The organism is Vibrio sp. MOR3 (assembly GCF_001557775.1).
Lineage (GTDB): Bacteria > Pseudomonadota > Gammaproteobacteria > Enterobacterales > Vibrionaceae > Vibrio > Vibrio jasicida.
On record NZ_LNRD01000004.1, the window covers coordinates 173,634 to 191,852 of the forward strand.

The 18,219-nt window shown below is 45.2% G+C and carries 17 protein-coding genes; 7 read left to right on the forward strand and 10 right to left on the reverse strand.

Going from position 1 to position 18,219, the window contains the following annotated elements:
- Window positions 1–15: 15 nt before the first annotated feature.
- Window positions 16–1,017 carry an arginine deiminase-related protein gene (locus tag ATB76_RS10550; RefSeq protein ID WP_042600273.1) on the reverse strand — a complete coding sequence of 334 codons (1,002 nt, stop codon included), beginning with the start codon at window positions 1,015–1,017 and terminating at the stop codon, window positions 16–18.
- 405 nt (window positions 1,018–1,422) lie between these two features.
- Between ATB76_RS10550 and ATB76_RS10555 the strand changes: the two genes are divergently transcribed.
- Entirely contained in the window at window positions 1,423–3,261 is a 1,839-nt protein-coding gene (locus ATB76_RS10555) for an ABC transporter ATP-binding protein (protein WP_061035145.1), read from the forward strand.
- Window positions 3,262–3,900: 639 nt separating this feature from the next.
- Window positions 3,901–4,608 (forward strand): DUF445 family protein, encoded by a 708-nt coding sequence (locus ATB76_RS10560; RefSeq protein ID WP_038871536.1) that lies wholly within the window; start codon window positions 3,901–3,903, stop codon window positions 4,606–4,608.
- Window positions 4,609–4,676: 68 nt separating this feature from the next.
- Here the strand turns inward: ATB76_RS10560 and ATB76_RS10565 are convergent, their stop codons facing one another.
- Window positions 4,677–5,153: an Lrp/AsnC ligand binding domain-containing protein gene (locus ATB76_RS10565; RefSeq protein ID WP_038871538.1), complete on the reverse strand. Its 477-nt coding sequence runs from the start codon at window positions 5,151–5,153 to the stop codon at window positions 4,677–4,679.
- A 322-nt stretch (window positions 5,154–5,475) separates the two neighbouring features.
- Here ATB76_RS10565 and ATB76_RS28145 point away from each other — a divergent pair, with 322 nt between their 5' ends.
- On the forward strand, window positions 5,476–5,643 hold the full coding sequence (locus ATB76_RS28145; RefSeq protein WP_005428989.1) for a hypothetical protein: 168 nt from the start codon (window positions 5,476–5,478) through the stop codon (window positions 5,641–5,643).
- Between the two features lie 7 nt (window positions 5,644–5,650).
- Here ATB76_RS28145 and ATB76_RS10570 read toward each other — a convergent pair whose 3' ends face one another.
- A complete protein-coding gene (locus ATB76_RS10570; protein WP_038871541.1) occupies window positions 5,651–5,899 on the reverse strand; it encodes a hypothetical protein in 249 nt (82 codons plus the stop codon).
- A 444-nt stretch (window positions 5,900–6,343) separates the two neighbouring features.
- Between ATB76_RS10570 and ATB76_RS10575 the strand changes: the two genes are divergently transcribed.
- Complete coding sequence (locus tag ATB76_RS10575; RefSeq protein WP_061035146.1) at window positions 6,344–6,949, forward strand: histidine phosphatase family protein; 606 nt, start codon at window positions 6,344–6,346, stop codon at window positions 6,947–6,949.
- Complete coding sequence (locus ATB76_RS10580; RefSeq protein ID WP_061035147.1) at window positions 6,949–7,425, forward strand: GNAT family N-acetyltransferase; 477 nt, start codon at window positions 6,949–6,951, stop codon at window positions 7,423–7,425. The genes ATB76_RS10575 and ATB76_RS10580 overlap by 1 nt, the downstream gene beginning before the upstream one ends.
- A 41-nt stretch (window positions 7,426–7,466) precedes the next feature.
- Here the strand turns inward: ATB76_RS10580 and ATB76_RS10585 are convergent, their stop codons facing one another.
- Window positions 7,467–7,706, reverse strand: a complete 240-nt coding sequence (locus ATB76_RS10585) for an RNA recognition motif containing protein (protein WP_038871547.1) — start codon at window positions 7,704–7,706, stop codon at window positions 7,467–7,469.
- Window positions 7,707–7,854: 148 nt separating this feature from the next.
- On the opposite strand from ATB76_RS10585, the gene ATB76_RS10590 reads away from it, so the two are divergent.
- Window positions 7,855–8,385 carry a GNAT family N-acetyltransferase gene (locus ATB76_RS10590; RefSeq protein WP_038871549.1) on the forward strand — a complete coding sequence of 177 codons (531 nt, stop codon included), beginning with the start codon at window positions 7,855–7,857 and terminating at the stop codon, window positions 8,383–8,385.
- Between the two features lie 124 nt (window positions 8,386–8,509).
- Here the strand turns inward: ATB76_RS10590 and ATB76_RS10595 are convergent, their stop codons facing one another.
- The 5 genes from ATB76_RS10595 to ATB76_RS10615 form a co-directional block, all read right to left on the reverse strand.
- Entirely contained in the window at window positions 8,510–9,019 is a 510-nt protein-coding gene (locus ATB76_RS10595) for a MerR family transcriptional regulator (protein WP_061035148.1), read from the reverse strand.
- A gap of 179 nt (window positions 9,020–9,198) precedes the next feature.
- Window positions 9,199–10,692, reverse strand: coding sequence for a sodium/proline symporter PutP (putP, locus tag ATB76_RS10600; protein WP_038871553.1), 1,494 nt, complete (start codon window positions 10,690–10,692; stop codon window positions 9,199–9,201).
- Between the two features lie 136 nt (window positions 10,693–10,828).
- Window positions 10,829–11,536, reverse strand: coding sequence for a 1-pyrroline-5-carboxylate dehydrogenase (locus ATB76_RS10605; RefSeq protein ID WP_038871556.1), 708 nt, complete (start codon window positions 11,534–11,536; stop codon window positions 10,829–10,831).
- An 11-nt stretch (window positions 11,537–11,547) separates the two neighbouring features.
- Window positions 11,548–14,679, reverse strand: coding sequence for a bifunctional proline dehydrogenase/L-glutamate gamma-semialdehyde dehydrogenase PutA (gene putA / locus ATB76_RS10610; protein ID WP_061035149.1), 3,132 nt, complete (start codon window positions 14,677–14,679; stop codon window positions 11,548–11,550).
- 415 nt (window positions 14,680–15,094) lie between these two features.
- Complete coding sequence (locus ATB76_RS10615; protein ID WP_038879960.1) at window positions 15,095–15,904, reverse strand: AraC family transcriptional regulator; 810 nt, start codon at window positions 15,902–15,904, stop codon at window positions 15,095–15,097.
- A 779-nt stretch (window positions 15,905–16,683) separates the two neighbouring features.
- On the opposite strand from ATB76_RS10615, the gene ATB76_RS10620 reads away from it, so the two are divergent.
- Entirely contained in the window at window positions 16,684–17,403 is a 720-nt protein-coding gene (locus ATB76_RS10620) for a helix-turn-helix transcriptional regulator (RefSeq protein WP_080774286.1), read from the forward strand.
- A gap of 63 nt (window positions 17,404–17,466) precedes the next feature.
- Here the strand turns inward: ATB76_RS10620 and pdxH are convergent, their stop codons facing one another.
- Window positions 17,467–18,102, reverse strand: coding sequence for a pyridoxamine 5'-phosphate oxidase (gene pdxH, locus ATB76_RS10625; protein WP_038871564.1), 636 nt, complete (start codon window positions 18,100–18,102; stop codon window positions 17,467–17,469).
- Window positions 18,103–18,219 lie beyond the last annotated feature (117 nt).

The window sequence follows — 18,219 nt, forward strand, 5'->3', positions numbered from 1 at the left end:
AAATTCAGAAATGGTTTACAGCACAGCTTTGCGGCTTGGTAGGAACACTTCGCCTAACATGCAGCGTACAGAACCACCACCAATCGATTCGATGGTAGAAACGTCGAATGGCAGCAATTTACCGTGAGTCGCCAGTTGATTTTTTTGTGCTGATGAGAACGCATCGTAAGCCGATTGAGACATAGCAATGACGTTATCGCCGCGTACCGTTTCCAGTTGAAGGATGTTGCCGCAGAACTGGTTCATCTGCTCAAGTGAAATCGAGATAACCTGCTTGTCTTTCGCCAACGATTTGAGCACAAAGCGGCGTTCAAACTCAGGGATCACTTCATCACAAATCACGCAAAACTGCTCACCCACAGCCATCATCACGTTAGTGTGGTAAATCGGAGCACCAGAAGGCAAACGAGTTTGAAAAGAAATCACACGATCATAGCCAATACGCTTGGCGTAATCTTCTAACACCAGACGATCACAACGTTGCGAGAGCGCGGCATAAACGGTTTTGTTGAAGTGATCGAACACCATCACGCCCGTGCTTTCTAGGTAGGCTTCTTCATCCAGATATTCAGTCAGTGAGTCTTGTTGATGTACTTCTCGACCCGCTTGCGCTAATGCCGCGACCAGCGCATCTGGGCGAACTTCATGCTGACGGTTATCACACGCCATCGGGAAGGTATACAAAGTGCCTTCTGAGGTAGTGCTAAACCAGTTGTTCGGGAACACCGCATCTGGCGTGGCAATGTCTGATTGAGGGTAATCAAACTCAACCACTTGCACGCCTTCTTTACGCAAGGTTTCAACCATCGCGGAAAATTCAGCCATGGTGTTACGTGAGACTTCTTCTTGAGTCAGAGAAACTTGGTGTTGAAACTCGTTGTCTTGCGCAGTTTCTTCGTTAAAACGAAACTCTTTAGGTGGCACCATCACAACGCAATTTGCGGTATGACGCAGAGCACTTTGCGTGCTTTCTTCTTTTCCATGTGCATTCTGAGGCACTGATTCGTGTAATAGCATCCAAACATTCCTTTTGACTAGAATGATGAGATTGTAAAATTATTGTTAACTTCAGTTTTACTGTTTTTAATAATAATTCCATTAGTCAAAAGTAATATTTACTGCGAAAAATCACTAGAGCCCGATTTTTTATTGTCACTTTGAAGGTTTACTGTTTTATGAAGTGTGAATCACATTCTCAAGAATAATGCACCGACTATTAAGCAATAACCAACTAGTTACATTTAAAAGACAATCGGTTAGACTATTTTTTCGCCTCTCTCACATTCGTAACTTTGTCTGCTTTTCTGGCTAGCAGACCACAATATGTCTTACCCCATACTCAGTATTAACTGCTTAGTCCAAGGCAGGAAGAATTGATGAATTCAATGACTGAGATGGGAATCATTAACTTTAGGAAGAGTTATGTTTAAACGATTTGAAGGCTTTACCGAGCCGTTCCCCAAATCACAGCCTGACCAGCCCCCTACTGGGATTTTCGCGTTTTTACGCCACTACACTCGCGGCTTTGAAAAACCGCTGATCATCATGTCGATCATGTCGACCATTGTGGCGATCGTGGAAGTGTCTTTATTTGGTGCCATGGGTCAGTTGGTCGATTGGCTTTCCACCAGCAACCCTGAAACGTTTTTGCAAGACAACAAAGCAGAACTGATGTTTTACGGCGCGTTGTTACTGATTGTCATGCCCATTTTGGTGGTTGCGTATTCTTTGTTGATTCACCAAACCTTGCTTGGTAACTACCCTATGTCGGTGCGTTGGTTGGCACACCGCTATTTACTTAATCAAAGCCTGAACTTCTATCAGGATGATTTTGCGGGACGAGTTGCCACCAAAGTAATGCAAACCTCACTGGCCGTGCGTGAGACCGTCATGAAAACGATGGACGTCTTTGTTTATGTGTCTGTCTACTTCACCAGCATGATCGTGATGTTAGCCGCAGCAGATTGGCGTTTAATGATTCCAATGATCATTTGGTTATTGGCTTATATTGCCATTCAAGTGCATTTTGTTCCGAAACTGAAAGACGTTGCGTCTGAACAAGCGGACGCTCGATCTACCATGACAGGTCGTATTGTCGATAGTTACACGAATATTCAGACGGTAAAGCTGTTCTCGCACAGTAAGCGTGAAACCGACTACGCCGAAGAGGGTATGAAAGGCTTCTTAAATACCGTGTACCGTCAAATGCGTTTGGTGACTGGTTTTGATATCGCGGTTGAGATTTCAAATTACCTGCTGGTTTTCTCGGTAGCGGCTCTATCAATTTACTTGTGGCTAGACAGCGCGATCAGTGTCGGTGCCATCGCGATTGCGGTCAGTTTAGCACTGCGCGTGAACGGCATGTCAATGTGGATCATGTGGGAGGTCGGTGCTCTATTTGAAAACATGGGCACGGTTGTCGATGGGATGAAGACACTGTCTAAACCTATCGATATTAAAGACAAAGCTGATGCAAAAGATCTGCAAGTTTCTCAAGGTGGTATTCACTTTGACAACGTCAGCTTCCACTACGGTGAAAACAAGGGAGTGATAAGCAACCTCGACCTCAATATCAAACCAGGAGAGAAAGTCGGCCTGGTCGGGCGTTCAGGGGCTGGTAAATCCACCTTAGTGAACCTGTTGCTGCGTTTTCATGATGTTGAAGAAGGCAGTATCAAGATTGACGGACAAGAGATATCAAGTGTCACACAAGACTCGCTACGTTCAAATATCGGCATGGTGACACAAGATACGTCACTGCTGCACCGTTCGATTCGTGACAACATCTTGTATGGCAACCCAGATGCAAGCGAAGAAGACCTGATCAAAGCCACCAAGCAAGCGCACGCGCATGAGTTTATCGAAACCCTAACTGACCCGTTTGGCAACGTTGGATACGACGCACAAGTAGGTGAACGTGGTGTGAAACTGTCTGGTGGTCAACGCCAACGTATCGCCATTTCGCGAGTACTGCTAAAAGACGCACCTTTGCTGGTACTTGATGAAGCGACTTCAGCACTGGATTCAGAAGTTGAAACGGCAATTCAAGAAAGCTTGAACGAACTCATGCAGGGTAAAACGGTTATTGCTATTGCACACCGTTTGTCGACCATTGCGCAAATGGATCGCCTAATAGTGCTCGATAAAGGTAACGTGGTTGAACAAGGGACTCATAAAGAGCTGATTGCCAACAACGGCATTTATGCTCAGCTTTGGGCACACCAGACCGGTGGTTTTCTTGGAGAAGAATCCAATAGCTAAATCTCTTTCAAAAAAAGAGACCAACAGAAACGGCGCTTCAAGCGCCGTTTTTATTACCTTCTGTCTACTAAGGTAATTTTGATAACCCCAAATAAAAGGTGATCGAGATCACTTAAAGTCTCACATATGAAACAACAATATGGGTGCATATCACATTTTTTCTGTTAATATAGCGCCCCGTTGCGTATTCGAAAGCAGTGGACACAACGCAGAGTATTGAGCTGGCTTCATTTGTTATTTCACTTTTTGAGAAACAGCTATACTCAATCGATGGCTTAGTTATTAATCTAATAATAAGGTAATTAGCTTATGTGCAAATGTGGTTCAATGCAGATCGTACAAGTAAAACAAAGTTGGGCAGATAAACTATTCGGCTACTCAGAGCGCTGGAAATGCCAACTTTGCTGTAAGATCTTCCGCTTCTAAAAGACCAAAAAAGACGCTTAGATTTTCTAAGAAAAAGCAGTGGCCCGACAATGATTGTCGGGTTTTGTTTTTTTTTGGCCTTTATCAACATTGTGCTTCTTTATCACCACGCCTTACCCAATCGATTATTCTCACAACCTAGCATCTCGGTGTGACTTAGGTATAGAATCATGTCCACTTATTCCTTCTTCAATTCATACATAATCGCTCACTATGAACAAAAGTTTGCTGACTAATATCCTTGCTATCGCTCTGATGGGTGCAGGATACCAAATTCAAAACGATTACCTTTGGTATGCAGGTTTGTTTGCGTTTTCTGGCGCAATTACCAACTGGCTAGCCATCCACATGCTGTTTGAGAAAGTTCCAGGGCTTTATGGTTCTGGCGTTATTCCTGCACGGTTCGAGGAGTTTAAGCTGGCCATCAAAAACTTGATGATGGAGCAGTTCTTTACTGAAGCAAACATCGACCGTTTCCTTAATAAAGAAATGGCAGGAGGCGTAAACATCAACCTTCAACCTGTCATCGAAAAAGTGGACTTAAACCCAGCGTTTGATTCACTTGTCGAAGTCATCGAAGGCTCACAGTTTGGAGGTATGCTTGCAATGTTTGGGGGCACAGAAGCCCTGCAACCAATGAGACAACCGTTTGTTGAAAAGATGCAGGAATCAATTGTAGAACTGAGCCAAAGCGACACCATCAAAGCAGCGTTAAAAGATCAATTGGAATCGCCAGCGATGATGGATGAAATCAAACAAAACATTGAAAGCATTATTGATCAGCGGCTAAGTGAATTGACGCCCGCTCTTGTTAAAGAAATCGTGCAGAAGATGATAAAAGAGCACTTGGGTTGGCTAGTCGTCTGGGGCGGTGTTTTTGGTGGTTTAATTGGTATTTTAACCACCTACGTTAGCGCATAAGCATTTATCTACCTGATACAAAAAAGGAGCCAGTAGGCTCCTTTTTTGTATCTAGCATTTAGCCTTAGTTAGCTTAACAGCTCTGGATTAACGCCAAACCCCGTTTTATGCTCTTCGATCACCACTTCGCTACGAGTCTGAATCACACCAGGCAACGTCCCAAGCTTACTCGACATGAACTCTTGATAAGCTTTCATATTCCTTACTCTTACCTTAATCATGGTGTCAAAATCACCAGACAATGAATAGCACTCTTCAATCTCTGGCATCAGCTCTACGGCTTTAGCAAATTTTTCAAAAATCGAAAAGCTGGTTTGATCGAGACGAATATGGATAAAAACTTGTACATCTAAACCTAACTTTTCCGCATTAAGTTCGGCGTGATAGCCATTAATGTAGCCTTCTTTTTCGAGTCTTTTGACTCTCTCAGAGCATGGAGACGTGGTTAAATTGACTTGTTTTGCCAATTCAACGATCGGAATTCGGCCTCGAGAATGCAGAATCCTTAAAATCTGTAAATCAATTCTGTCTAGTTGATAACTCATTAACCACATCCTTTTAACAACTTAGGAGCCTTCAGATTAATAGTTACTATTCAGTTTGCAAATAGTGAAAGAGAGAACGTGTGAAACCTGCATACATTTAACGATTGCCATGTACAAAAAAGTGTCAAACGTTCAAAAAATGAAAACATTCATATGCCAAATTTATAGATACACAGACCAATATAGGTGACTTTATTAATAAGATAATTTTGTTAACGAAAAAATGGAATGATGAACTTTGGAGAGAAAAATACGAGCTTTAAAGAAAAGAAATGAGCCAAATAGTAAGGTAATAATAGGCAAAAATAATGAGGAGAAAGCAATGTTAACCCTACAACTCGCGTACAAACCATTTGGTGTTGGCGAATGGACGTACACGACCGTTTCACACGAAGTCGCAAAGTCTCTGGCGTCTGAATATGCCTCTTACGGCTGGCCAGTTATGATCGACGGATTACCATTTGCTACCGAGAAAGAACTCGCAGCCTAAACGCCGGTTACATTATCGCTGATGTCTGTCGCGCTGGATGCTGAACTAATTCACCAATAGCGCGATGGTTACAGCAACGACAATAATATTGAGGCTCCATTTCGTAATAGTGTTCACCTGTTACAAACTTGGCCATCAGCTGCGTAAAGCTCACCACTTTGCCGCTCAGTGTCGCAATTTGCTCTGGTTCACAACGCTTCATGATCACTTTATGCTGCGTTGATCTTCTACAAGCTGAGCAATAAATATCTGGCATTACATCTCTCCCTGCTTTTTCCTGTGCTACTGACAATTGACATATTTTGTTCAAAATAATTCCACAATAAAAAAGCTCCATTGTTTTTTTGTGTCCCACCTCCAAAAAATCCCTTTTCAGTGGTCAAATTATGAGACCTTGGTCAGACCTCAACTTTCATTCCTCAACTATGAAAAATAACGCTTATGTATGTAATTCTACGCGACATAGCACATAAGTTATTATTGCGGTTTGTTTTTATTCAAAAGCGATTGGCGACGGCTGACAATTATCAAGCCCCCCATCATCACCGGCTCAAATTTCAGCGATTTACAGTGTGAATTTCATCCAAAAATAATAGAGAATCACAAGGATATGAATTAGTTGAACCCACTTTTATTTGGTAAAGCCATGCTATTGTTCAGCGTGCCTGCCAAATAAAAATAACTGACAAGGAAGTCACCGATGATCCACATTACTTTTGTTCGTCATGGACGTTCACAAGCGGATGATTTACGCGTTCACGAAGGGCGCTTTGATAGTCCGCTCACCGAAATAGGGATTCAACAAGCCGAAAATCGCGCGAAACAATTTGCCGAAGAAGGGCGAAAGTACGATGCGATTTTAAGTAGCTCAATGCAGCGTGCACGTCATGTTGGAGAGATATTTTCTACACACCTAAATGTCCCTATGACCACACATGATGAATTGATGGAGCGTGATAACGGCCCTTTGCAAGGGCTACCTTTTAGCGAATCTCAACACAAATACCCTATGGCTGATTTCGTCAACCCGTACCAACCTTGCGTTGTCTCTGCCAATGAAGGGGAAAGCGGTGTGGAACTTTTTGCACGTGCTAGCCTTGCTCTTCAGTCCATCATAAGAAGAGGCCGTGGCCGTTACTTGGTGGTCTCCCACGGCCGTTTTATGAGCGCCATGTTCAATGTGATTTGCGGCAACCAACCTAGAGCGAATGAAGCTGGAGTTCAATTCGCATTTCACGATTTAGGCTACTTCGATACTACCTACCGACCTGATCTTGATGTTTGGGTCATTCAATCTGTAAGGTGATGCCGTTATGCCAACACAACCAAAACTCTTTACTCGCGGGTGAAAAAGTCATCGCAGATATGACCGCGAACATTCCACATCCTTATGGGCTGTCTATGGCGAAAACATGGATTGAAGGACATGAGCTAATGTACAACGAGCGCAGAGGTGTCGTCTACGCGATTACCTTGCGTGAGTCAGGAGAGTTATTGGGGGCCGTGAGCATACCGAGAATTGAGGATGGTTATGGCACTTTAGGATATTGGCTAGGTGTCCCTTACTGGGGGAAGGGTTACGCGTTTGAAACTACGAACGCCCTAATCGAGTTCGCACGTGTCGACTTTGAGTTAGCCGGAATTAAGGTACTGCACTTAGTAGAAAACCACCGTTCCAAATCGGTGATAAACAAACTCAATGTACCTTATGTCAAAAACACTTGGGTTGGTCCTAAAGGGGCTGAGCGTGAAGTTTGTGTCTATCAAAAAACGTTCGTTTGAAGGGACAAAAAAGCCAGCGATGATGCTGGCTTTTCTCTATCTTAGTCTTGAGCAACTTTCACGCGGATTTTGCTTTTCGCGACGCTAGAAAGGTTTAGCGCTTCTAGTGCAGCAATTGCTTCTGCTTCATCTGGCATGATCACAAAGCCAAACCCTTTCGATAGACCCGTTTCTTGATCAAGAACCAGAGTACAAAGTTCTACTTTGCCGTGCGCTGAGAATAATGTGCGCATATCTTGCTCGGTCGTTTCACGAGCCAAGTTTCTTACTAAAAGTTTCATAATGAACCTAGTTGGTTTAATAACCGTACGATTCTCTCAGGTTCTTCCAAGCAAACCAAGCGAATAATATTGTACTAACGACTAGATCATTCTAAGTACATCTGATTAAATGATTTTTCGTTCATTTTTCACCCAAAGGAGAATCGATATGGAAACGAAACGTCTTAAGTTAGTCCCTGCTTGTTTGGAACGTGCAGAAGAAGCACATCAAGCGGTTGTGCGCAGCCAGAAGACGCTCGAAACGTACCTTCCTTGGGTGCCACATGTGCTCACACTAGAAGCCATGATTGAGGGAACAGAAAAAGCCATCGCCAACTTTGAAAACTTCGAAGAGGAACTGCGTTACTTCATCATTGAGAAAGAAAGCGACCGCTTAATTGGCGCCGTTGGCTTGATGATTAGAGACCAAGAAGTACCAGCATTTGAGATCGGTTACTGGTTAGATGATACCGCAGTAGGCAATGGTTACATCTCCGAAGCGGTGCTTGAACTAGAGCGCTACGCGTTTGAAGATCTTGGTGCGAGGCGCATTGCTATTACGGCAGATTCAACCAACCTAAAAAGCCGCGCCGTCGCAGAGCGTTGTGGCTATGATTTTGAAGGCGAGTTGAGACACGACCGCCTGTCTACCTCAGGGGAATTAAGTAACACTGTAGTTTACTCAAAAATCCGTAACTAAACGGTTTGTTATCAAGCTGCCTGTTATTAAACTTTTTTCTATTAAATATAACGCCATAAGAATAAGCCTCACGAAGAGGCTTATTCTTATTTAACCGGTTTTTAATGCGCTGCTTAGGCGCTAATTATAGAGCACGAATGCGCACAATTTCGTCTTGCTCAATCCCCAAAGATTCAAGGAATTTTTGGTGCTCAGCAGGCTCCAACTCTTCAAATTTCTGGTGCCATGTCACCATGTCGTTTTCAGAGAAACCCGCTGCTTGCATGATTTGTACCCAACGTTCTTTAGTCACAATATTATCCTCTATCAGTTGTGGTTCTTGTAATAGCACCACGATCGCTTTTTGCTGCGCTCGTAGGTTTTGAATCTCGCGTTCGAGCTCATTGAAATGGTCTTTCAAGATCTCCGCTTGAGATTTGCCTTTCTGTGCCAACAAAGTGCGTATGCTGGAAATCGGTAACCCATAAGAACGATAAGACGAGATCGTTTTTAAACGCTGCATCTCTTTTTCTCCATACCAGCGATAACCGTTTTCTGAACGATGTGCAGGCGCTAGCAAGCCTTCACGCTCATAGTAAAGAATCGTAGTACGAGAGAGTCCACACTCTCTGGCCAGTTGGGTTACGGTTAGCATAGTGGCTCCTTTTGTCGGTACAGACATAGCATCAGCCCTACATTGATAGACGGGTCAACACGTTTTTTACTATATCTCAGAAATTCTCTAATTGAGGTGTTAGTGGTCATTCAAATTGCTATCGAACAAACACAAAAAAGCCCGCGATGGTCGCGGGCTTTGTTTTCACTTGAGAATGATTAGTCTAGTTCAACCAACTTCTTCTGGTACTCTTTGTGTTGCTCTAGTACGTCTTGCGCAGCACCGCCAGTCATTTTGCTCACAACCACGATAGCGATAGTAGAGAAGATGATGCCCGGTACGATTTCGTACACATCGAACCAACCGCCTGTTAGCTGTTTCCAAACCACGATAGTCACACCACCGATTAGGATACCTGCTAGTGCGCCGTTACGGTTCATACCGCTCCAGTAAAGGCTAAGTACAACTGCCGGACCAAACGCAGCACCAAAGCCTGCCCAAGCGTAAGATACAAGACCTAGAACAGAGCTATCTGGCGTCATTGCTAGGAATAGCGCGATAAGAGAAATCACGATAACGCCTACACGACCAATCATTACCACTTCTTCAGACGTTGCATCTGGCTTAATCACTTGCTTGTAGAAGTCTTCAGCAAGAGCTGATGAAGATACTAGAAGCTGTGAATCTGCAGTACTCATTACCGCCGCAAGAATTGCCGCCAGTAGGATACCTGCAATCACTGGGTGGAATACCGTATTCACCAATAGCATGAAGATTTTCTCACCATCATCCAGTTGGGTACCAGGGTGACCTGTTACCCACACTAGACCAACAAGACCCACAAGCATTGCACCCGCCATAGACAGCGCAGTCCAACCCACAGCGATACGACGCGCTGTTGTTAGGTCTTTGTTTGAACGAGAAGCTTTAAAACGCGCTAGGATATGTGGCTGACCAAAGTAGCCTAGGCCCCAAGCCGCTAGCGAAATGATCGCGATAGCCGATAGAGGTTCACCTTTCACATCGTTCCATAGCGTTAATAGCTCTGGGTTGATGTTGTGCATGTCAGTCGCTAGTTGACCTAGACCGCCGTCCATTACAGCAACAGGCACAATCATCAGTGCCGCCGCCATCAATAGACCTTGTACTAAATCCGTCCAAGATACCGCCAGGAAGCCACCAAATAGCGTGTACGAAACCACACACACGGTACCGATGATAACGGCAATGCTGTAATCCAAGCCGAATACGGTTTCAAACAGTTTACCCCCTGCAACCAAGCCTGAGCTGGTGTAGAAAAGGAAGAATAAAAGAATGAAGAACGCAGAGATTGTCTGAATCAGTTTCGACTTATCGTTGAAGCGACGCGACAGGAACTCAGGCAGCGTTAGTGAATCGGTTTGAATACTATACGTACGTAGACGCTTCGCATTGATCAACCAGTTTGCCCACGTACCCAGTAGCAGACCACCCGCTAGCCAGAACGCTTCGATACCTGCTGCATACGCATACCCCGGAAGACCCAGCAGCAACCAACCACTCATGTCTGATGCGCCCGCAGAGAGTGCCGCTGGCCATGGACCAAGGCTACGACCACCTAGGAAGTAGTCAGATGAATTGGAAGTCCTCTTATACGCGTAAACGCCAATGGCAACCATAATTAGTAAATACGCCACAAAAGTGGTCGTGATAGCAAAGCTATTTTCTATCATTTGATAGTCCTCGTTATAATTATTTCCTTCCTTGTTTCTTCGGGTATTTTGCCGTCTCAGCAATACACCAGAACAAGAGATACCAACCCGAGTAAGCTCTCAGGCTCTTTTATTCAGATTGGTATCACAAGTCAGGTTAGTGGGAGTCGCTTCCCAACTCGAGTAGAGTCGCGTTACCGCCCACTGCTGTAATATTTATCGTTCGAGTACGCTCAGTAATGAAGCGCAACGACAGATGAGGATCATGAGTCAATGTCGGTGACTCTAAATCCGTTTCAGAAACTAAACCGACGATGGCACCGTCACGCTTAGCCAGTTGCAGGTTAAGCGCATGCTCAACCTGTGAATGCCCAACATAACCAACACTACGTACGTCGCTGTCTAACAGCGGGGAAGACGCGTCGTACGCAACCACTTGGATTAAGTTAGATGGGAAGTTTGCTGACGTTACAGCCTGCTTAACCATCTGATTAAGTTCTGTATTGTCACTACAAATCACCACGCTGTTGCCCGCAATCAGGGCACAGGTGATCATTGCAAAAGTGCTGTACAGTGCGTTCTCAGTATTCGCTAGGTTGTTTTCACAAACGACCAAAGCCACACCACGCCCCGCCGCGTACAGCTCGTTAGTTTCGCCCGTAGGGCCAACTAACTGATGAGTTTCTGCTAACAGAGCTGACGCTTGTTGCAAGTGGTAAGACACCACTTTGCCAGCCACGCTATGCTGCTCTTCTATCGCAGATTTAAATGCCAGCAAATGCTCACATTTGTAATCAAAATCGGTCAGATTCCACTGCTCCCAAGCAGAGAATGCATCTTTAAAATACGTGATCTGATGAACCATAATGCGACTCCTTACGCCTTCTCTGCTTGAACAAGATGTTGTTTAGTGAAGCGGTATAGGTAGTGAGGACCACCCGCCTTCGGACCTGTACCAGACAAACCTTGACCACCAAATGGCTGAACGCCAACGACCGCACCAACCTGATCGCGATTGATGTAGCAGTTACCCACGCGAGCGTGTTTTTCAATCCAACGGTAAGTGGTTTCATTACGGCTGTGGATGCCCATTGTGAGGCCAAAACCGGTTTGGTTGATTTGCTCAACTACGTTTGGCAACTCAGACGCTTTAAAGCGAACAATGTGCAAGATAGGGCCGAATTGCTCTTCTTTCAGAACATCAATGCCCGAGATTTCGAACGCACTTGGCGACACAAAATCACCGTGCTGGCACGTTTCATCCAATTGCAATTGAGCAACTTTGGTTTGTGTGCTTGTCATGTGCTCTAGGTGAGCAAGGAGTTTATTTTTTGCATTGCTGTCGATAACCGGCCCTACATCCGTTTTGTGTAGGTAAGGAATACCAACATGCAGCTCATTCATTGCACCTTGGATAAGGTTGATGATGCGATCCGCAACGTCTTCTTGAACGAACAGAACACGCAGAGCAGAACAACGTTGGCCTGCAGAAGCGAAAGCGGAACGAATCACGTCACGCACAACTTGTTCTGGTAGTGCCGTACTATCCACAATCATGGCGTTTTGACCGCCAGTTTCAGCGATAAACGGGACTGGCTTCGCGCTGCGCTCGGCAAGCGTCACGTTGATGCGCTGCGCCGTTGCCGTCGAACCAGTAAATGCTACACCTGCAATCGCATCATGAGACGTTAGTGCATGACCAATTTCACCACCACGACCCGGCAATAGCTGAATCACGCCCGCTGGGAAGCCGGCTTCTAACATCAATTCGATCGCACGCGCCGCAACTAAGCTAGTTTGCTCAGCGGGCTTAGCCACAACTGTGTTACCTGCAACCAATGCCGCGGTGATTTGACCAAGGAAAATCGCTAATGGGAAGTTCCATGGGCTGATACAAACGAATACGCCCAAACCTTCGCGGCTAGACATGCGTTTCACGCCATCAAAACCTTCCAACTCGAACGGCTGGAGGTTTTGCGCTTGCTTCGCGTAGTAACGACAGAAGTCGACCGCTTCACGCACTTCATCAATACTATCGTGAATCGTCTTACCCGCTTCTTGGTGACAAATCGCCACCAGCTCAGCCAAGTTTTCTTCCATCAGATCCGCAAGCTTATCTAGGCACGCCGCTTTTTGTTCAATTGCGGTGCCTTTCCACTCTGGGAATGCAGCATCAGCCGCTTCGATTGCCGCGGAAACATGATCAAGGCTTGCGAAAGCCACCTGACCCACTTCAATACGACGATCGTAAGGGGCAGTAATGATCTCTGCGGAGTTTTCCTTGATCATGCTTTCGGCATGTTTCACGCCACTGATGATCGGACCCGCAGTCCACTTCTGATTCAGGAAAATTTCAACCTGCGCTTCAAACGGCTTCGCTTCGCTATCAATATCAACGTTCACACCGTATGAGTTTTTGCGCTCAGGGAAAATGCCAGTTGGCATTGGAATTTGACCGTTGTGCAAGGTATCAAAAGAGGTCAGCACATCAACAGGGTGATGCGTCAGCTCTGAAATTGGACAACGCGCGTCCACTAAACGGTGCACAAATGAACTGTTCGCGCCGTTTTCTAGTAAGCGACGAACCAAGTAAGGCAGTAGGTCCGCATGGCTACCGACTGGCGCGTAAATACGCACTGGCTGACCATAAGTGTCCATCACATGGTTATAAAGCGAATCGCCCATACCATGCAGACGCTGGAATTCGTAATCTTTGTGCTCTGCCATCACAGCAATTGCAGTAACAGTGTGCGCGTTGTGACTAGCAAACTGCGGGAAGATATTACCGCGCACGCCTTCACTTAGTAAGAAGCGTGCACACGCGAGGTAAGCAACATCCGTCGCTTCTTTGCGCGTGTAAACAGGGTAATTCTCGTAACCCGCTTGTTGCGACCACTTAATTTCGCTGTCCCAGTACGCGCCTTTCACGAGACGCAGTGGGATAAGATCGCCCTGCTCTTTCGCTAAACCGTTCAACCATGCCAATACTGGCAGCGCACGTTTCGAGTAGGCTTGAACCACAAGACCAAACTTGCCCCAGCCTTTGAGTAGATCGCTACGGTACAGTTTTTCGAACAGCTTCAGTGACAGCTCAAGGCGGTCTGCTTCTTCTGCATCAATCGTGATGGCAACATCCACTTCGATAGCGCGCTTAAGCAGTTGCGTCAGCGTATCGTAAAGCTCAGTCATCACGCGTTCTTCATTCGCTACTTCGTAACGTGGGTGAAGTGCTGAAAGCTTGATAGAAACAGAAGGCGCAGGACTCGTGTCACTGCCATACGTTTCTCGACCTACGGCTTCAATCGCCATTAGGTAGTCTTTGAAGTACTTACTTGCGTCTGCCGTGGTTAGCGCCGCTTCACCCAACATATCGAATGAGTAAGTGAAACCTTTGTCGCGCATTGGCCGACCGTTCTTTTGTGCTTCTTCAATCGTACGACCACGTACAAACTGGTGACCCATGATCTTCATTGCCTGATACATGGCTTTACGAATCACAGGTTCAGAGAATTTGTTCACCAGACGGTTTACAGCCTGACTTGGGCTCTGGGTTTCTTGGTCACCAATGCCAATCACTTTACCTGTCAGCATCAACCCCCAAGTTGAAGCGTTAACGAAGACAGAATCTGAACTCTTAAGGTGAGATTTCCAATCCGCAACACTTAACTTGTCTTTAATCAGTGCATCGGCCGTCGCTGAATCCGGAATACGCATCAACGCTTCTGCAAGACACATCAACAAGATGCCTTCTTGAGTATCTAGGCTGTATTCCAACAACAGCGCATCAATCATCTGAATTGACTTCTTATCGGCACGAATGGCTTCGATAAGCTGAGTTGTTTGGGTCGTGATTGCCGACTTTTCTTCCGCTGTCGGCGTTGCTAGTGGCAATAATTGCTCTAGCCATTGAGACTCGTCCACCATGTACAATGGCGAGATCAGTGACCACAACTTATCAAGCGGTTGCTCGATAAATTCCGGTGTTAACACGTTTGTTGCAGTAAACATGCGTTTTCCTCAATCTCTCTCCTCGAAAACCGCTTCGAGGATCATCAATGGCTGGCAGTGTATTTTGAGCCCGAGAAGAATACTTGTCAAAAACTCCGAGCTTTTTGCTAAAAACTCGCTTTTATAACAAAACATCTACATAGTCACACGCAATTAGATAATATATTGTGTTGTAAAAATTAATTTTTGCATGTCATTTACAACAAAAGTAGAGAGGTTTTGGGCAATTTTTATTTGAATAAGAAGGATTTAGATTGTGATTTTGTGAGGAACGGGCAAAAACACTGAAAATTTAAAGGGGAATTACGCAAAAAAGTTCGACTTTCCTGTGCAAAATACAGACGTAAAAAAGCCGCGACCAATGCGCGGCGTTCTATCAATAAGCAACAAGACGAACAAAAAGAAAGATATTTTATTAACTCTGTTTCTTATACTGCGAAGGTGACAAACCTTGTAAACGAGTAAAAGTATGCGTGAAAGTACTTTGGCTAGAAAAACCTGTAAATTCGGCTATCTGGCCGAACGTAAGGTGGCCTTGCTCAATCAAATCACGCGCCATATCAATACGTTTACCTAGCACATACTGATGCGGCGTTATACCCATTTGCTCTTTAAATAAGCTATGGAACTGGCTTTCGCCCAAGAACACACTACCTGCCAACTGCGCAACACTGATTTTATGGCTCAAATGCTGCTCGATGTAACGATCTATCGCATCCAAATCGAATCGTGAATCTTTTTTTGATGTTTCAAATGAGGAGATATGGCGTTGCATCAACGCAATCACAGTATCGTTACAAGCGCGACTAAGCAGCAAATCATCAGGATGATTACGCATCTCCTGTACCAACATCTGAATCAGCTTTTGGATTTGACCATCCAGTTGGAAGTAAAGATGAGAGCGCTCTAGATTGTTGATTTTCTGTAGCATCTCGGGATCATCGTTGGCAGGCTTTGGCATGTTGAGTACCAAAATGTCTGATTGATGAATCACGCCGCCGAAAGCATGATCAGAAGACGCCGTTACGATGCAGCCTTGTCCCGGACCAACTAAATTACCCTGTCCACGAACTTCAAATTCCGCTTGGCCTTTCAAACCGATCACGATCTGCGTGTAAGCATGATCATGGCAATCCATATAAGACGGAAGCGTGATCAACTCTGCTGGTTTAGGCAGCGCGATCTCTTTATACAGCGGGGCTTTCGGGTTATTTGAATCACTCATTTAAAACAGTCGTCTTTCACGGTCGGCTTACACCTTGGCATCATATACCTTCTCGGTGGGGTTGCAAATCTTCCCCAACTCAATCGCACAAGATCAAACCAACACGATCAAGGCACTCTACATGATCATAGTTCCGGAACGATGATCATGTAAGAGTAACTTACGGTCAATGTGCAACCAATTTTTTTAACAAAAACGGATAGATAGTCAAAATTACTAAAGTTGAGACAGCTCGACTCAAAAGATCTTTGCGGTTTAAGTGCACACCAATGTAAGTCAAGAGGTCAAAATTACGATCAAAAGCGCATGAATTAACCAGAAAACAGCAACATAGAGGGAATTCCCCCCTTACCAATATACGCTCAATTCAATACATTAGACCTCGAGCTCTAGGATGCATACGACCCTGAGTTCACCGGTATCTACTTGATACCTCTAACTTACTTAGCAGACCCTCGCTATGTAATTTAGAACCTCTTCTACACGTCGACAAGATTATATCTTGTGTTGCCAGCCCGTCTTCAGGCTGGCCTTTTTTTTGCTCTACGCCAATGAAAACAATGGCATAAGCTGATATTATATGGGCCACCTCACCGTATCCTGAGCTTAATCATCACGCTGAGCTAACTTGATCTATCTTCTCTCTTTTCCAGTTTGTCTGGCGCAATTCCTGAAAGCATGATCAAGGAACGATTTCGTAAGAGAAATTTCAGGATAATCGAAGTGAGAACACTGACCTGCAATAAAGCAGGCGATACGTAGCAGTAGTGAGCCCTCTTGTGAATATTCCAGTCAATACCATAGAACAGTCGCTCCTCCGACAGCTACCGGGTTGTTGGGGATGCAAAGATAAAGCGTCAGTATTCCGATATGTGAATCAGGAATACGCAGAATTGATAGGCTACGATTCACCTGAAGCCTGTATTGGAAAGACAGACTTTGAAATGGCGAGCCCAACCATTGAGTGTGCAAAAGAGTTTCAAGAGCAAGATAAGCATGTTATTGAGACTGGCGAGTCACTGAAGATCCTCGATATCCACCCCTATCCTGATGGTCATTGGCGAGCGCATATCTTTACTAAAACGCCGTGGCGAGATGACGATGGCAACATCATTGGCACCATCTTTTATGGGCGTGAACTGACCGACACCGCGGTCATTGAAGTTGGCTACTGGGTTTGTCGAGCCATTGGTGGAAACCCGAGCAAAAAATCAATCTTCCGCTTCTCTAACCTGAAACCCGAACCCGAAAAGCTAACCTGCCGCGAACAAGAAACCTTATTCCTATTGCTGTATGGAAAAAAACCGCAATTCATCTCTCAGGTCATGGGTATTTCCACTAAAACAGTAGAGGGGCATGTTGCTCGTCTACGTACGAAGTTTGAAGCCAACAGCAAGAATGAGTTGATCGACAAAGCGATGGAAGCTGGTTACGGCTCCATTGTGCCAAAGACCCTACTTAAACATCAGCTCTCTGTGGTGCTTAACGGCGAACGCTGATTCTTAATAAACAAAAACACCGCCAAATTGGGCGGTGTTTTTCTATTCTTTGTTTTCGCGTGATTATGGCGCAAGACGATCAATATCCCACGTCCCTTCTTGATTAGAAAATAAGAAACGGTCATGCAAGCGGTGCTCGCCACCTTGCCAAAACTCGATACTTTGCGGTTTCACACGGAAGCCACCCCAGAAGGTTGGCATTGGGATTTCCCCTTTGGCGAATTTCTGTTTCAGCTCTAGGAATTTGCCTTCCAACACGCCTCGAGCGGAAATACGGCTACTCTGTTTACTGGCGATCGCAGCAAGTTGGCTCTCTTTCGGGCGAGAAGTGAAATATTTCATGTTCTCCATCGGTGACAGCTTCTCTGCAACGCCCGTAATATGGACCTGACGCTCAAGCGGATGCCAAGGGAAATGTAGGCTGATATTGCTATTGTGCCCAAGCTGCTGTGCTTTGCGGCTGCCTAAATTGGTGTAAAACACAAAACCGTCTTTATCGACACTTTTCAGTAGTACGATACGTTGAAATGGCATGCCATTCTCATCAACCGTGGCAACGGTCATTGCAGTAGGGTCTGTCAAGCCAGCTTCTACCGCTTGCGCCAACCACAAATTAAATTGATCGACAGGATCTGCTTTTAAATCTTTACGACGCAGGCCACCTTTTGTGTACTCACGACGAATATCAGCAAGTTCCATCTTCACTCCTTCACTCGTTTTTTCCGATTGTGCGCCCGATGATACTCAATTTCAAGGACAGCAAACGATAACTCTGATTGCGATTTGTGTTGTGTCACGTTGTCGCTGCGGCTCACA

What these genes read in the sequence shown, in the direction of transcription:
- ATB76_RS10570 (WP_038871541.1), bottom strand. Translation starts at nt 5,899, where the DNA reads ATGCCAGATATTTATTGCTCAGCTTGTAGAAGATCAACGCAGCATAAA.
- putP (WP_038871553.1), bottom strand. Translation starts at nt 10,692, where the DNA reads ATGATAGAAAATAGCTTTGCTATCACGACCACTTTTGTGGCGTATTTA.
- ATB76_RS10555 (WP_061035145.1), top strand. Translation starts at nt 1,423, where the DNA reads ATGTTTAAACGATTTGAAGGCTTTACCGAGCCGTTCCCCAAATCACAG.
- ATB76_RS10585 (WP_038871547.1), bottom strand. Translation starts at nt 7,706, where the DNA reads ATGAAACTTTTAGTAAGAAACTTGGCTCGTGAAACGACCGAGCAAGAT.
- ATB76_RS10575 (WP_061035146.1), top strand. Translation starts at nt 6,344, where the DNA reads ATGATCCACATTACTTTTGTTCGTCATGGACGTTCACAAGCGGATGAT.
- ATB76_RS10560 (WP_038871536.1), top strand. Translation starts at nt 3,901, where the DNA reads ATGAACAAAAGTTTGCTGACTAATATCCTTGCTATCGCTCTGATGGGT.
- ATB76_RS28145 (WP_005428989.1), top strand. Translation starts at nt 5,476, where the DNA reads ATGTTAACCCTACAACTCGCGTACAAACCATTTGGTGTTGGCGAATGG.
- ATB76_RS10550 (WP_042600273.1), bottom strand. Translation starts at nt 1,017, where the DNA reads ATGCTATTACACGAATCAGTGCCTCAGAATGCACATGGAAAAGAAGAA.
- ATB76_RS10565 (WP_038871538.1), bottom strand. Translation starts at nt 5,153, where the DNA reads ATGAGTTATCAACTAGACAGAATTGATTTACAGATTTTAAGGATTCTG.
- ATB76_RS10595 (WP_061035148.1), bottom strand. Translation starts at nt 9,019, where the DNA reads ATGCTAACCGTAACCCAACTGGCCAGAGAGTGTGGACTCTCTCGTACT.
- ATB76_RS10615 (WP_038879960.1), bottom strand. Translation starts at nt 15,904, where the DNA reads ATGAGTGATTCAAATAACCCGAAAGCCCCGCTGTATAAAGAGATCGCG.
- putA (WP_061035149.1), bottom strand. Translation starts at nt 14,679, where the DNA reads ATGTTTACTGCAACAAACGTGTTAACACCGGAATTTATCGAGCAACCG.
- ATB76_RS10580 (WP_061035147.1), top strand. Translation starts at nt 6,949, where the DNA reads ATGCCGTTATGCCAACACAACCAAAACTCTTTACTCGCGGGTGAAAAA.
- pdxH (WP_038871564.1), bottom strand. Translation starts at nt 18,102, where the DNA reads ATGGAACTTGCTGATATTCGTCGTGAGTACACAAAAGGTGGCCTGCGT.
- ATB76_RS10590 (WP_038871549.1), top strand. Translation starts at nt 7,855, where the DNA reads ATGGAAACGAAACGTCTTAAGTTAGTCCCTGCTTGTTTGGAACGTGCA.
- ATB76_RS10605 (WP_038871556.1), bottom strand. Translation starts at nt 11,536, where the DNA reads ATGGTTCATCAGATCACGTATTTTAAAGATGCATTCTCTGCTTGGGAG.